At 39.6% G+C, this 15,416-nt stretch carries 14 protein-coding genes; 11 read left to right on the plus strand and 3 right to left on the minus strand.

The features are described from left to right. Nucleotides 1–62 precede the first annotated feature (62 nt). Nucleotides 63–1,208, minus strand: coding sequence for a S8/S53 family peptidase (locus ABJV04_RS16125; RefSeq protein WP_348492608.1), 1,146 nt, complete (start codon nt 1,206–1,208; stop codon nt 63–65). 21 nt (nt 1,209–1,229) lie between these two features. Beyond that, nucleotides 1,230–2,225: a hypothetical protein gene (locus ABJV04_RS16130; protein ID WP_348492609.1), complete on the minus strand. Its 996-nt coding sequence runs from the start codon at nt 2,223–2,225 to the stop codon at nt 1,230–1,232. Nucleotides 2,226–2,806: 581 nt separating this feature from the next. Between ABJV04_RS16130 and ABJV04_RS16135 the strand changes: the two genes are divergently transcribed. The 4 genes from ABJV04_RS16135 (at nt 2,807) to ABJV04_RS16150 (ending at nt 6,035) form a co-directional block, all read left to right on the plus strand. Next, nucleotides 2,807–4,459 (plus strand): ABC transporter ATP-binding protein, encoded by a 1,653-nt coding sequence (locus tag ABJV04_RS16135; RefSeq protein WP_348492610.1) that lies wholly within the window; start codon nt 2,807–2,809, stop codon nt 4,457–4,459. Nucleotides 4,460–4,526: 67 nt separating this feature from the next. Next, a complete protein-coding gene (locus ABJV04_RS16140) occupies nt 4,527–4,802 on the plus strand; it encodes a PqqD family protein (RefSeq protein ID WP_348492611.1) in 276 nt (91 codons plus the stop codon). A 50-nt stretch (nt 4,803–4,852) separates the two neighbouring features. Next, nucleotides 4,853–5,332 (plus strand): lasso peptide biosynthesis B2 protein, encoded by a 480-nt coding sequence (locus ABJV04_RS16145; protein WP_348492612.1) that lies wholly within the window; start codon nt 4,853–4,855, stop codon nt 5,330–5,332. 256 nt (nt 5,333–5,588) lie between these two features. Further along, nucleotides 5,589–6,035 carry a transposase gene (locus tag ABJV04_RS16150; RefSeq protein WP_348492613.1) on the plus strand — a complete coding sequence of 149 codons (447 nt, stop codon included), beginning with the start codon at nt 5,589–5,591 and terminating at the stop codon, nt 6,033–6,035. A 258-nt stretch (nt 6,036–6,293) separates the two neighbouring features. Here ABJV04_RS16150 and ABJV04_RS16155 read toward each other — a convergent pair whose 3' ends face one another. Then, entirely contained in the window at nt 6,294–8,147 is a 1,854-nt protein-coding gene (locus ABJV04_RS16155) for an asparagine synthase C-terminal domain-containing protein (protein WP_348492614.1), read from the minus strand. Nucleotides 8,148–8,452: 305 nt separating this feature from the next. On the opposite strand from ABJV04_RS16155, the gene ABJV04_RS16160 reads away from it, so the two are divergent. The 7 genes from ABJV04_RS16160 to ABJV04_RS16190 all read left to right on the plus strand — a co-directional run. Continuing rightward, nucleotides 8,453–9,124, plus strand: a complete 672-nt coding sequence (locus ABJV04_RS16160) for a PEP-CTERM sorting domain-containing protein (protein ID WP_348492615.1) — start codon at nt 8,453–8,455, stop codon at nt 9,122–9,124. A 31-nt stretch (nt 9,125–9,155) separates the two neighbouring features. After that, nucleotides 9,156–9,317 carry a lasso RiPP family leader peptide-containing protein gene (locus ABJV04_RS16165; RefSeq protein ID WP_348492616.1) on the plus strand — a complete coding sequence of 54 codons (162 nt, stop codon included), beginning with the start codon at nt 9,156–9,158 and terminating at the stop codon, nt 9,315–9,317. A gap of 67 nt (nt 9,318–9,384) precedes the next feature. Next, nucleotides 9,385–10,452, plus strand: coding sequence for a hypothetical protein (locus tag ABJV04_RS16170; RefSeq protein ID WP_348492617.1), 1,068 nt, complete (start codon nt 9,385–9,387; stop codon nt 10,450–10,452). Nucleotides 10,453–10,496: 44 nt separating this feature from the next. Next, nucleotides 10,497–11,900, plus strand: a complete 1,404-nt coding sequence (locus ABJV04_RS16175) for an undecaprenyl-phosphate glucose phosphotransferase (RefSeq protein WP_348492618.1) — start codon at nt 10,497–10,499, stop codon at nt 11,898–11,900. A 76-nt stretch (nt 11,901–11,976) separates the two neighbouring features. Then, nucleotides 11,977–13,257: a flippase gene (locus ABJV04_RS16180; protein ID WP_348492619.1), complete on the plus strand. Its 1,281-nt coding sequence runs from the start codon at nt 11,977–11,979 to the stop codon at nt 13,255–13,257. Nucleotides 13,258–13,268: 11 nt separating this feature from the next. Continuing rightward, on the plus strand, nt 13,269–14,177 hold the full coding sequence (locus ABJV04_RS16185) for a beta-1,6-N-acetylglucosaminyltransferase (RefSeq protein WP_348492620.1): 909 nt from the start codon (nt 13,269–13,271) through the stop codon (nt 14,175–14,177). Nucleotides 14,178–14,260: 83 nt separating this feature from the next. Then, a partial coding sequence (locus ABJV04_RS16190) for a hypothetical protein (protein ID WP_348492621.1) occupies nt 14,261–15,416 on the plus strand: 1,156 nt, incomplete at its 3' end.

Here is a 15,416-nt window from a genome sequence, read left to right on the forward strand (position 1 = left end):
GTTGTCGCCTTTCGGTTTGCATCTGTTGAATTACCATTTTTTCCTAAACACCATATCTCATATTATAATACAGGAATGCTAAACTGCATATCATCACCTAATTCCAATGGGATTGAAGTCGACTTAAGCTCATCAAGAGCGAGTGTAACTCTTGATATATCTCGGGCGCAACTAAGATATGTCGAATTTTTAGACAATTTGCTTGCCAATATTCCGCATAACATTGGAGAAGCATAAGATGTGCCGTATATATCAACGTTGGGAGTTTGATCTAGAGTATCGATAATACCTGCACCTGCTGCTATGTAGTCCACGTTCTCACCAAAGTCGTTATTCGGCCAATAATAATAACTATCCTCGATTTCTACAGCCTGTTTAGAGCATTCATGTTCATAACCTGGTGATGAAGGAGGACATGCACCTTTTTTACCGAGGGCAACAGCCGTAACTACCTCACTAAATGCCGCAGGGTAATTAAGTTTTTTGCTATCATTGCCACCTGCAACCACTATTACTGTTCCGGCTTTTCTAGCTTGCAAAATTACGCTTAACAAAAACTGCGGCTGTTTATCTATGTCCCCCGCACTAATGTTGATGATGTCACATTGATAATCTCTGGATAGCTTTAGCACCGCTGTAGCAACTTGAAGAGGGTTCAATCTGGACATGTCGGTTTCATCCATCGCACCTATAAAAAAGACTTCAGAACCAGGGGAAATACCTTCAAAACCACCATCTTCAGTATGTTTATTTGCCAACAAAGAGCAACAATATCGCCCATGAGGATGCTCAGCTATATTCATTTCTTTGAGTTTCCCTTGCGGATCGATTTGCCCTAAATTGTTAATATGCTGAAGTGATTCATCTATTTCTAAGCATAAATCAATGACTCCAATTTTGATATTTTGTCCACGATTTATATCGCTGCTAGTGATCCCATGGGCGCGGTGCCACCAACCTATAGGACCCGTTTGTTCGATACGCTGCAGTCGAATAGTGGCGCCATTAGGGGGGGCATCTTGAGCATGTCGCCAGAACCCTAGAGCAAAAGCTTTAATCTGGATATAGTCAATATCCTTTTCCTCAACGTCAGCAATTCTAAATGGTCGGAAATCTTTAAGCTGAATACTTTCTCCATTATTCAAAAATAAATAGAGAGTCGTTGTGATTTGTTCACCTTCATGGTTCAAAATAGTTAATTCATACATGCTTTGATTCACTTCCTGTGTCTAGATAGTTACATCTATTTTAGTTTGCTTTGTTCTTATTTTTATTACTGCATAAGGTATGTCAGCAAAAGGATCCAAACCGGTTTCTAGGTATTCGTTTATATCCATATCTTTGGGGAGTGCTACACCATAAGTGTTATAAAATATTGGGTCTTCTTTTTCAAATTGATGTTTATATTGTTTAGGCACAACAATGCTAAACCCTTTGTTGATAACACCAATTTTTATCCGCGGATTTCCCAACAAATATTCATCTTGAGCATATTTTGATAAGGCAAATATAAAACGTGGGCTCTTTAAAATAGGATCTTGTTCTGCACTAAATTGATTAAATAATTCGTTAAGTACCTTTATCGCTTCATTCGCGATGCCTGGAAAACCGAATGCACTGGTTAGTTTTTTCCCTTGCTCACTTCCCAACAAACCAAATAAATCTTGCCACCATTTGGGTTTTTTGTTTTCCATTATTTCTAAACTAAACTGCGCTAAACCGCCTCCAATTTGGATAGGCTGTCTATTAAATAAGTCATTGGAGAAATTAGCGCGAAGTTTAGTGGTATCTCTAGATTGTTTAGCTGCGTTACTAATATCCAAACCCGCGGCGACCGACCAAAATAATGGTTTTAACAGTGAATTAGAAGTACTGTCTTGTCCTATATCCATTCTCAAAGAAGCACCAATACTGTCTTCATTATGTTTCGCTGGATGGAACGTAGCGAGTTCTGCTTTTAAAATAACATCCGGCTCTTCTTCAGAACCGGCTATTTCAGGAGCCGTCTCGTGAGGATCGAGTAATACATCACCCTCAAGTTTTGGATTAATATTAAAGATATGGCCTATTTGATCCTCGTCAACGAGATCTTTATTTGACCTTTCTCTTTTTTCTTTAACCCGTAAACTTCCGTCCAAGAGTTTCATTTTCTGACTATTTTCAGAAAAAGAGTAGTTGATATTTCCTTCAACTTTATAATCTGACAGATCTCCAAACTTAGCCAATGTTTATCTCCCTATATTTGATAGTCACGGTTTTTAGAACATTATTTTAAGTAAAGTCGATTTTGCACAAAATTCAATCAATTTTTCCAGTAGCTCTGTAGCATGGCCTTCAGGCCATGGATGTAAAACCTCCCGCGGGGCTAAAGCACCCGCCTACAGACCATGGATATTCGGAAAGGGAATTTAAACAAAACCATTCACGGGGTTAAAACCACCCGCCTACAGCCATGGAATATGTTGAACGACGCACGGGGCTGTAGCATGGCCTTTAGGCCATGGATATTCGGAAAGGGAATTCAAACAAAACCATTCGCGGGGCTAAAGCACCCGCCTACAGGCCATAGAATATGTTCAACGACGCGCGGACCTGTAGCATGGCCTTTAGGCCATGGATATTCGGAAAGGGAATTCAAACAAAACCATTCACGGGGCTAAAGCCACCGTCTACAGGCCATGGATATTTGGAAAGGGATTTCAAACAAAACCATTCGCGGGGCTAAAGCACCCGTCTACAGGTGCATCTTTGAGCAAAGTAAGATAGAGTAGACGGCATACTCGATTGCTCCTAACCAACTCATTGCATGTCATTTTTATCGCTATTTAAACTACTTCGTTACCACAAAACCGCGTTAAGTCTTGCTGTGCTGTTAATGCTCGCAGAAAGTTTGATTAGCTTGAGTATTCCTTACTTTATTGGTCAGTTTTCAATGAGTATATTGGACCAAGAAAACGCTTTTGGCTGGTCAATCGGACAAATATGCCTAGCCTGGGTGGCTTTGATCATCTTACAAGCAGTGTTGCGTTTTGAATCAACCTTTCGCACCAATATTGTCGGCGCTCATGTGCTGAACGACCTCAGTTGTCGCCTCTATGACCACGTACAAATGTTACCCATGGCGTATTTTAGTAATCGCAAAAAGGGCGAAATTCTATCGCTTATCAGTAATGACGCAAACGTACTTAGCTATTTCTTATCTGGAGTACTAACAGGCTTAGTTCCTGCTGCGTTAATTGTGCTCGGCGCGGTCATTATGATGGCCAATATCAATTTAAGTATTGCGTTGATTATCGTCATCACGGTGCCGGTATTTTTAATCACTATCAAAATAGTCGGTAAAACCATACGGCCCATTTCCGAACAGGTGATAAAACATCAAGCGGGAGCCATCGCTATCGCCACCGAAAACTTTGGTTCGATGCAATTGGTTAAAGCCTTTAATCGCCAAAGTATTGAGTCGAAAAAATTCCGCAAGAATGCCAATCAGGTGCTTGACCTACGTACTCGTTTATTGCGCATCCAAGCGTTAATTTCACCACTAATTCAAATGATTATCTCAATTGGTATCGTGTTCATCGTAGTTGTAAGTGCGTTACATTATCAATCTGGTGAACTCACTATCCCCAACCTCATCACTCTGTTGATGTATGGTTTAGTCTTTGCCAAACCCATGAGTACGTTCGCCGGATTATATGGTCAATTGCAGCAGGCCAGAGGCTCTTCCACACGTATTTTGGAAGTGTTCAATGTCTCTCCCGAGTCTGACGATAAGGCCGAGTTCGACCTTGACTGCCAAAAAGGAAGTATTGAGTTTAATGACGTGTCTTTTGCATACCAAGCAGACAGCCCCATTTTAACCGGAGTTGACGCACGTTTTGAAAACGGTAGCGCAAGCATTATTCTCGGCCCAAATGGCGCCGGAAAAACCAGTTTAATTCACTTGTTAATGCGATTTATGGAGCCGCAAACAGGCAACATTTTAATTGACCAACAAGCAATAGCCGATTGCAGCTTGGTATCCTTGCGTAAGGCCATTGGTTTAGTCTCACAAGATATCGCATTGTGTGATGGCAACATTTTGGACAATATCGCTTATGGACTGCCCCAAGCTAGCGAAGAAGAAATCATCGAAGCGGCGAAACTGGCCGGTGCCGATAGTTTCATTACCGACTTAAAGGCCGGATATTACACCAAGGTGGGGGAAAACGGCGTACTGCTTTCAGGAGGCCAACGACAACGTATTTCCCTGGCTCGCGCCCTTGTTATCAACCCACAGATTTTGTTATTCGATGAACCCACTTCGTTTACCGATGATGCTGGCAAGCAGGAATTTTCTAAACTCTTGGCGCAGTCATTAAAAGATAAAACCATAATTATTGTGACTCACGACCAACAACTGTGTGAAGTGGCCGACAAAGTCTATAAACTAGAGCAAGGCAAACTAGCGCTCATATAAAGACGCCCTAGAAGAACCAAAAGTTTACCTTGCAGATTAATCTATAAAGAATTGAGTAGGACGTAACATGCTGAATAGCAATACTAAATATAAACTTTCAGATAAAGCGTTATTTCAAAAAGTGGTGGATGAGACAGTAATTTTGGACTCCATCAGCGGCCAGTATTACACACTCGATCCCATAGGCACGGAAATGATAGAAGCCCTGAATACCGGTAAATCTGTGGCTCAAGTGGTAGCGCTCATCGAAGAAAATTACGACACCACAGTCGATAACATCCAAGCGGATTTGTCAGAACTGATTGGTAAAATGAGTGACAAAGGGTTGTTAGAAGAAGCTTAATTAAGAGGCAAAATTAAAAGGGCAGTGGTTGAATCAAGGGAACTAAACGTATGCAATTGATCTACTCTTTGCCCACCATTATTCGTGCATATTGGCTATTAGCAAAATGGGATTGGCGAATATCCAAACAGCCCTACAAAAAATGGAAAAAGCACATCGATAAAAGCCTTTCCGTTAGCAATGCCAGCAACCAGTTTGATGCCTATCCACAGCACAAATATCTGCAACAGTCATTGCTATTCGCAAAAGTTACACGCCACCACTATCGGCCAATGAATTGTTTACGCCGCTGTTTAGCGTTACAAGAATTATTGCTGAACAAAAACATGCCATCGACCTTACATATTGGGGTAAGGTTCACACCATCCACACAATCAGATACCCCAGAAAGTAGCGGCAAAACCTTAGAAGCCCATTCATGGTTAACAGTGAACGGTTTTATTATTAACGACAGCAAAGAAGTGGTTAACACCTACACCGAAATAACTAACAAAAGCCAATTTTTCCAAGCAAGCATTTCCTCAATGTAAACCGCCTGGGCGAACAAATAACATTCCATGGCCTAAAGGCCATGCTACCGCCCCGCGCAAACATATGACGTTTCATGGGCTGTAGGCGGGTGCTTTAGCCCCGCGAGGGATTTAAACGTTCCATGGGCTGAAGCCCATGCTACAGGTAAACGCATATAACACTCTATGGCCTAAACGCCACGTCACAACTATTTATGTACCCTGGGTCTTGCCGATTTAATCTAAACTAAAAATTTGCCATTCAAAGGATTGAACAATGGGCAAAACCTTAACCAAGGGACGTCGTTCCATAACAGGACAGGTTTATTTAATAACCGCTTGCACCAAACACCGTGAACCGATATTTACCAATTTCAACCTTGCCAGACTTGTGGTTACTGCCATGAAAAAGTCACAACAACGAGGTCATTTGCTGTTCGTAAGTTGGGTGATAATGCCAGACCACGTTCATTTTTTGATGTCTTTAAAAGGTGATTCGAATCTTAGCGATGTGATTGGATATATCAAAGGCACAACGTCCCATCAAATATGCCAACGGTTAAACCGTAAGGGCGGAATATGGCAAGCAGGGTTTCACGACCACGCCATACGCAAAGAGGAAAATATAATTGAGGCCGCACGATATATTGTCGCCAATCCGTTGCGAGCAGGAATTGTTAAAAGCCTAAAGCAATATCCCCATTGGGATTCCATATACCTGTAGGCGGGGCTTCAGCCTCGCGAAAAACCGCGGTAGGGCGTGAACGATTGTGGTGTATTCCATATATTCATCCATGGCCTGTAGGCGGGTGCTTCAGCCCCGCGAAAAACCGCGATAGGACTTGAACGATTGTGGTGTATTCCATACATTCATCCATGGCCTAAAGGCCATGCTACAGGTAAACGCATATAACATCTCAAGGCCTGTAGGCGGGTGCTTTAGCCCCGTGCCATCCCATGGCCTAAAGGCCATGCTACGGGGTTACAACATGTGGGTTTGGTACCAGGATTGGGTTAAAATTGCGTACAACAAATCTACGTTTAACGAGCCATTTGGGGAATTGACTACTTTATCGAAACTGGCTAACAAGATTTGGTTATCTACTAACCCCAGGTCTTGTAATCCTGGGTGGCTTAATAGGGCTCGCAGCTCGGTTTTGTTTTCACGCACCAAATTCGCAAAATGCTGGTCGAATACAGTTTTATTTTGATCCCAACACACGCTTTCTGGCAAATGGCTATCCATGGCTTTACGCATTAAAAGCTTCGGGTATCGCCCTTGAATATGCAATTTCTGCGGTACCGCAAAACTAAACTCCGCTAATTGCTTGTTGAAAAACGGATGATGCACGTCGATGCCTAAGGGATCGCAAACATGCTGATACGAACGCATACTATTGAATGTCGACGTATTAAATAACCCTTCGTAGCGCGCCCGCTTAGCCCACTGTTTACTTTGAGCAAAAGGATTATGTTTCACCACCGACTTCAACATCTCCTGTTGTTTTGGCCCCAACCAAAGGGGAAAGTGCTCGGCATCCACTGGTTGCTTACCCAACATGGTCAACAACGATTGCGGCAATATAGGCTTCACCAACACTTGCAGCATGATCTTCAACGGAGACATACCTAACTGTTTAGCGGAATCGAATACTTCTTTAATCACCCCCAAATCACCATTGGCCAGCCTATCTCGATAAGCAAAACTGTGGCCCCAACACATTTCGTCACCGCCGTTACCCGTAAATAAATCATGTCCACCCAACTGCTGGATCATTTCCGCCTCTTGTTGATACTTAGGCGATGCCACCACACCAGGGTTTTGTAACTGTGTTGGGTATAACTGAGCAAAAGAAAGATTATTAAATTGTTCAAGCTCAACAAAATGACTATGCTGAAGCTTCAAAAACTCCCGCATAGCATCAATTTTATCTATCTCGTCACAACTCTCGGTATTTCGGTAAGTATGAGAAATAGAATGCAACTCGAAGCGAGAGGGAACTGCCTCTACACCACTTTGCTTACTCAATGAATTTAAGATAGAAGTGATAGAGGTTGAATCCATACCTCCACTCATCTGACTAAAAATAGGTTCAGCCTTGTTATCTGATGAATTAGGCGGCAATGCCCCAGCCACACTTTGTGTTAAGACATCGTAGAACGCCTGCTGATATTCCACCTCGTTAGCTAAAATTAACGAATTGTCCTTATCTATGTCCCAAAAACGCTCTATCGTTAACTGCTTATTAGCAGATAAACACGCACTGTGAGCAAACGGCAATTGATCAATATTACTAAACATCGATCGATTAGGATCCGGACGTCCCGCCAACCATTGCAAAATAGAAATTTTATCCACTTCCGGTGTGAGCAGCGTTTTCATCATCTGCAAATCAGTAGTAACTAAAAAACAATCCTCTAACCAGCCGTAAAACAGTGTTCGTGGATTAAAAGCAGAACTACTGAAGCGTAACTCAGCGACATCGGGATGCCAGGAAATGAGGGTGAAATCACCGTCGAGTTGGCTAATGGTTTTCGAATAGTTGTTATCGATCAATTCCCAAAGATCGCGATCTTTTAGTGCATCACTGCACGGCCTAGGTGCGTTTTTTAAACAATATCTGCCTGTACTCACCGCACTAACCGCTGTCGAAGTGTCAGGTTTCAACACATTCTGTCCACTACCAACTTCACCTAGGAAAACAGTACTTAAACCCTCAGCTTTACAATTGTAACTCTTTGTATTTAAATAATTATTTTGATTTTTATAATAGTTCTTAATCACCTCTAAATAGCGAGGCGCGTTAGAACCAAATAGAGCAAACAGTGAGTTCATATAATATTTAGACCTAAATAAAGCTTTCGACCACCGGTAAATTAAGGGTACTATATGCCAAATGTCACGCTACTGTAACAACAAATGGCTTTATAACCTTTTGTTTACATTACGTTTTTTCTGTCAGCAATTTTTACAGATCATTTTCAATTTAACAATGCATTAACATGTCAATTTGTTAACTATTTGATTTAGATGGATAAATTATTTCTGGAATAGCTTTTGCAGGTAATTCCATAGTAGTAATAGCATTATTTGCATATTCACAGAATTTAAAGTTCATTGAACTGATTAAGGAGCATCACATGATTAAGAAAATAATTGCAGGTTTGTCACTAGTGGGAATGAGTCTTAGCGCTCAGTCAGCCATTATTGTTGATGAGTCAAATATCACTGGAGCCGATATGGGTGGTATTGCAGTAACAGCTTTATTTAGTGATGGCAGCTCAGATTCAGGTATTTGGTCAGCATTTCCTGACGTTGTACTTGGTACTGGCGACCCTATCGCAGACGCCGAAGGTTTTTCTGGCGGTGTAGTAACTTCAACTTGGTCATTAACGCAACAAGGTTTCAGCAGCGGTAACGTTTCTCCTGCTGGCGGCGTGTTTGGTGCTTGGACACTAACTAACTTGGATTCTGCTAGCGACATCGTTGGTTTTAGCATCGACGGCTTTGCTGGTGATGTAGCATTCGATATCGACTCTGGTAGCGAAAATACACCATACTCAAGTATTGGTGTTTCATTTGCTTCTGCAACTGTGGTTGACTCAGTAGCATATAGCGATCAAGTTGATGCAGCTTACGGCGATTTATTTTTTACCCTTGACGTATTATTCGGTTCTTCATCTCTTGCCATTGGCGATGAGTTAGTTTTCGTAGCCGATACAGATACCGTTAAAGTACCAGAGCCAGCAACTACAGCAATGATCCTTACCGGTCTATTGTTTGGTGCAGCACGCTTACGTGCTAGAAAATAATTTAAGATTTAAATAAATAGGGAGACACGTCATGAACAATGTAAATGTGAACGATAAAGTTAGTGGCAAAAAGCCCTACGCTAAGCCAGAATTAACTAACCCTGGCAACCTTGCTGAATTAACTCAAGGTTACGCGGGAAGTATTCCTGATGAGCAAGGCGGACATACTAAGCGTAATCCTTTTACAGGTTAATCGTTAGTCTGCTGAAGCGACTACCTTAGATTCAAATCATGGATTGAACAGAGGCATTAGTCACACAATGCAAGATAAGTATTATTCAACGCCGCTTCATGGCGTTGAATGTTTTTTACCTGATGCTACTTGCAATGGTAACAAGACTAATAGCGCTGAATTGGCTGTTGAACTCGCATTTGATGCGATTAGCATAGAGGCTAATCAACAACCTATATGGACATTAAAAGATCAAGGATTGAGATACCTCTCTGAGTTAACTCTCTACCCCTGCTTGCGTTCCCTATCTGATTCTGAAGTTAATAATGACGTTGCATCCTTGCAAACTCAGGGAATGACTGAAACCCCCATACCGGAAAAGCATTCGTCACCGAGTTACATACTTAATGTTGATTGCGAAGGTAAAGGGCGCTTTTTAATAGAACCGAATAAAATAACCATTGATTGGGATGAAGGAACTTCTTCCTCTCATTACTTCCAAACCCTAGGATTAGCCTTGTGGTTGGAAACTAAACACATACCTTGTATTCATGCAAATGCACTAAAGCATAGGAAAAAAACCTTCGCGTTAGTAGCAAACAGCGGCACCGGAAAGTCAACATTAAGTGCAGCGTTAAAACAAGGTGGATGTGAATGGCTAACTGATGATATGATCGCGCTGCATCAAATTGGTGCGCATGATGCAGCCTACAGTGCACCAAAAGTTTACCCTAGCTGGCCAATTGCTCGCATGTGGCCTGACTCAGTGGAAAATGCACTTGGTGAAGAAGTGTCAGAACTGAAAAAAGTGCATAATCGTTTTGAAAAACGCTTAATTGAAATGCCCGAATTAAGCGAGGAAAGTAAAAATTCCTCTGAACTTTCAGTTATATATATTCTTAATAGAACTGTAATAGATAACCCCGATAATACCCATGCTTGTAAAATTGAAACTATCAATTCAAGTCAGGCATTAATCTTGCTGTTACAAAACAGTATATTGGGTAATGCTTACTCAGCATTAAAGCTAGAAAGCGACAGAATATGCCAACTGTCCACTTTGGTTCAAACCACCAAAGTAAAAAAAATCACTTACTCTAGTGGTAAGGAAAATTTGGATTTCGTACGTAAGGCTATTTTTGAAGACTTGGATTAATCTCCAACCTCATTCAACTTCATAAAAGTAAAGGAACTAGGGAAATGAACATGCAAAGAGGTATGGTTAAAAACAATACCAACAAGTTTGCAGCGGCTTATCGACTTGTTGATGTAGTCGTCATTCAGTTTGCACTTTTTTGTGCAGTCCTTGCTTATGGCTTAGATTATACAAAAGATTATTTTACTCTGTCCCTTATTGGCTCAGTAAGTTTCGCCTTAGTTGCCGAATCTTTTGCTCTGTACCGTTCGTGGCGTGCCGGCTTTTTTAAACAAATCGTATTTTACACTTTCCTATGCTGGTCGTGTGCCTGCATGTTAATCCTTGCTTACTTGTTTTTCTTTAAACTCGCCGAAGACTTCTCACGTTTTGCTTTAGCTATTTGGTTCACTATGGCCTTTATGGCACTGGTGGGCTGGCGCATTATGTTCCAGTTGTTCCTACACAATATGCGCCGTAAAGGCTATAACACCCGCAGCATTGCCATTTTCGGTTTGTCTGAAAAAGGCATACGCTTAGCTAACGAAGTGATGAAAAACCCTGAAACCGGTTATCGACTCTCTGCCGTCTTTGATGATCGCGGATCAGACAGACTAGACGAAGATTATCATTACTTGCTTCATGGTAATGTAGAGAAGGGCATTGACTGCGCCAAGCGTGGATTATACGACGTGATTTATATTGCCCTACCCATTAAAGCTCAGCATCGCATACAAGAAATGCTTTATCAATTAGGGGATACCACAGCTAATGTACACGTTGTTCCTGATTTATTTATGTATTGCCTAATGCACGGCGAAATGTCTCATGTGGGCGGCGTGCAAACCATTAGCGTGTACGACAACCCTATGCAAGGCGGTGTGGCAATTGTCAAACGCTTAGAAGATATTTTACTCTCTACCGCTATTCTTAGCCTCATCGCCATTCCAATGTTGGTGATAGCAGCAGCGGTTAAGCTTACCTCAAAAGGGCCGATTATTTTTAAACAACACCGCTACGGCCTAAACGGTAAAAAAATTAAAGTGTGGAAGTTCCGCTCAATGACAGTGACGGAAAACTCCGACAATGTGGTACAAGCCAAAAAAGGTGACAGCCGCATTACCAAAGTAGGCTCGTTTTTACGTAGAACATCACTCGACGAATTACCGCAATTTATAAATGTGCTTAAAGGCGACATGTCGGTTATCGGCCCACGCCCACACGCCGTAAAACACAATGAAGAATACCGCAAGCTCGTGGACTACTACATGCTCCGCCATAAAGTAAAACCGGGCATAACAGGCTGGGCACAAGTGAACGGCTGGCGCGGCGAAACCGACACAGTGGACAAAATGAAAATGCGCATCGAATACGACCTCGAATACATTCGCAACTGGTCACTATGGATGGATTTTAAAATCGTCATTTTTACCGTATTTCGAAGTTTTACTGACAAGAACGCGTATTGAAAAACTTTGTGTTAGCGAAACGTATGTTCAAGACTTATTAAGCACTTCTACAATTTTAGGATATTTTAACAATAATATGGATGCCTATAAAAAGGGAGCGACATTCGCAGTTTCCGAAAAAGTCATTAAAATGGCAACTCAATTATTGATCATAACTTTTCTAGCCAGAAGTCTAGGTCCTAATGATTTTGGTAATCTTATGCTTTGTTATGCGTTAGTTAGCATATATAGTTTTTTAAATAATTTAGGTCTAGAAACACTGATTGTAAAGTATTTAGTTACGAACAAAGATGATGAATCTTCAATTTTAACCCATGCCCTCTTTTTAAGAGGTGCGTTCGGTATGTTGTGTCTATTACTTGTTAATATTACTGGTATATTCTTAATTGAAGATCAAAGTTTACTCCTACTTTTTATAATATCACTACTCCACATTTTCATGCCTTTTACAGTTTATTCCGCCTTTTTTCAAGTTGATGGTCGAAGCGATTTGAGTGCAATTGGATTGATGACCGGAAACTTAGTCGGTGCTTTATATGTTATCTTTTGTATGGTTCTTGACTTAAGTGTCTATTATATTGCAGCTTTTTACTTTATTGACTCTATCTTCGTTGCTTTGACATATATATTTTTAGCAAAACGTCGAAAACTCTTCCTAAATCTTACACTAAGATTCACAAAGCTTAGTGGTATGTTAAAGGATTGCTTACCATTACTACTATCCGGTGGAATAACGTTACTTTATATGAAAGTAGATCAGGTGATGTTGGGATATTTGAGTGGAACTTCTGAAGTCGGTACTTATGTAGTTGCTACTAGATTGAGTGAGGCTTGGTATTTTGTAGGTTTAACACTAATTGGTGTTTACTATCCTAAAATCCTAGCAATGAGAGAAAAATATGGAATTAAAACTTACAACTCAATAATTATTGATTATGGTAGAGTACTGATCTGGTTATCTTTTTTACTCGCGTTAATGACTACATTTTTATCACCCTTCATCATTCAAGTTTTGTACGGGGAAAGTTATGCAGAAGCATCGAGCGTACTTGCTATTACAATTTGGGCAGTTCCGTTTGTATATTTAGGTAGTATATCTACTAAAATGTATGTTGCAGAATCTATGCAAAGTGCATTAATTTGGCGAAGTTCATTTGGATTGGCTGTCAACATTGCTTTAAATTTGGTCTTGATTCCAAAGTACGGTGCATTCGGTGCTGGTATATCTACTTTGTTTGCTCAAATCTGCATTGGAGTGATATTTAACTTTGTTCGAATTTTACCTGATTTAAAATTTGTTCAAATTCAAATTCTAACGAGCATTAAGAGAGTGAACCATTTCAATAGAGATTTATAATCGAGACGTTTATGATGAATAAGAAATTAGCCTATTTAATTCTAACTCACAATGATCCTGTCCACCTTGAGAGATTAGTAAATGCGATAGACTATAATGCTGATATATATATTCATGTCGACAAAAAGACAAATGCTTCACAGTTTAGTTCACTGAAGAACCGCTGTATTTTCATAGAAAATAGGGTAGATATTTCTTGGGCTGATATTTCAATGATTGATGCACAAATTGAGTTGCTTAGAGCAGCAATCGTAAACTCCCACTTATACACGCATATGATATTTCTATCTGGTAGTTGTTATCCAATTAAGAATATTAACGAAATAAATGAGATGTTTCAAAAGAATAGAACAAAAGAATTTATTAACTTTATTGATATGAGGGAAAGCCCACTTAAATACATGACGCATATAAAGCGAAAATGGTTTTTTCGACCTCTTATACGCTCAGATAATTTAGTAACAAAATTTATTGATCGCGCTATTCGTAAGTTATTAAGGATTATAAAGTTTCAAAATTACTGGCAACCAGGGATTATTCCATATTTTGGAAGTCAATGGTGCGCTTTGACACCTGAGTGCGCTTCATATGTTTTAGATTTTCATGATCAAAACCCGTGGTTTAGGGATATGAACAGGCATACGATGTCTCCCGATGAACATTATTTTCATACAATCGTAGGTAATTCTAACTTCTTAGAGGCTTCAGGAGGTGTTCAAGAATTTGAAGGCGATGGTACATGGAGGATGGCTAATTTACACGTTATAGATAAGTCACTTTCTAAGTGGTTTTGTGAAGATGACTGGAACGATATAAAAGGATCGGAATATTTCTTTGTGAGGAAGGTAAGAAGTAAAGACGGAACAAGTTTTGTGAATAAAATCAACAAGGAAATTTTGAAAATTGAAACTTGTAATTAGGGAAATACTTTCATGGTAACTTTTCCGAATAATCGGACTGTTTTGTTTAATAATTACTGCACTCTATTGGTGGTTTACCGGTAATGCTTAGTTTATTGCTCGGTAAAAAAACAAATCTAAGTTTAGATAAAATTACTTTTCTAATAATCATCTTCTCTTTATTGTTGTCTTCATCTGTAAAACCAGCAACAGAATTATCTGAAGGAATAGTACGAAAATATTCGTTTTTCATTAATTTAGTTAGCTCTAATTCTATCTGGCTTGCAGTATTATCAATTGGAGGAGCAAGTTTTTTTCTTTATAAATACAGTTTAAAATTTTTGAAGTTTCCAGCACTAAGTACCCCAATCACGCTCTTTCTACTGCTTAAAATATGGGCGATATTTAACTACGCAATATTTGGCGAAGTTAATTTTACATTAATTATTTCTTTTTTAATTACCTTAACTATATCTTCCTACATCCTAGCTTTTGACAAAAAAACAGGGAAAGCTTTTCAAGAGGCGTCAAAAGCAATAGCAATATATGGGATTATCTTTGTACTTTTAAACGTATTTGAGTTTTACGTCAATGCTGAATCTGTTATTTGGGCAGGCAGACTATTTGGCATTACTAACCATCCTAATTTTATTGGTGGCTATTGTGCTATTTTGAGTCCATTTGTTCTTCAACAAACAATTGAAAGAAAAGGATTATATAAATTTGTTTATGCACTTACATTTTTATCTCTATTTCTAATGATTTCCTCGTCGGGATCACGTTCATCATTGGCTTCGTTCTGTTTAGGTATGTTAATTTTTTTCATCTTCCATTGGGGATTTCTAAAAGCAATATTAACGCTAAGTATCTCTGGCCTTCTATTGTACTTTAGCTTTGAATTTATCTTAGGATTTTCACAAGAATCGGGATTGAGGTATGAACGTTTATTGTCTTCTGAAAATACTAGGTCATATGTAATTTGGGAGTTATGGAATGTTTATCTTCAAAACTTTTTCTTAGGAAATCCAATAGAAGCTAAATCAACGGCTAATTCCTATTTATTAGTTTTAGCCAGATTAGGAAGTATTGGGGGCATTATTCTAATTTTTATTATATCCAGCACATTAAAAAATATTTTGTCAATCTTGCTGAAAAATGTAACTCAAAATAACGATATCGCGTATTTAAGCTCTTTTTCAATAATACTTTTGTACTCATTCTTTGAAGGAGTGCTAGTAGAAAACTATAGCCTAGGACAGT

It is taken from the genome of Aliiglaciecola sp., assembly GCF_039982535.1.
GTDB lineage: Bacteria > Pseudomonadota > Gammaproteobacteria > Enterobacterales > Alteromonadaceae > Aliiglaciecola.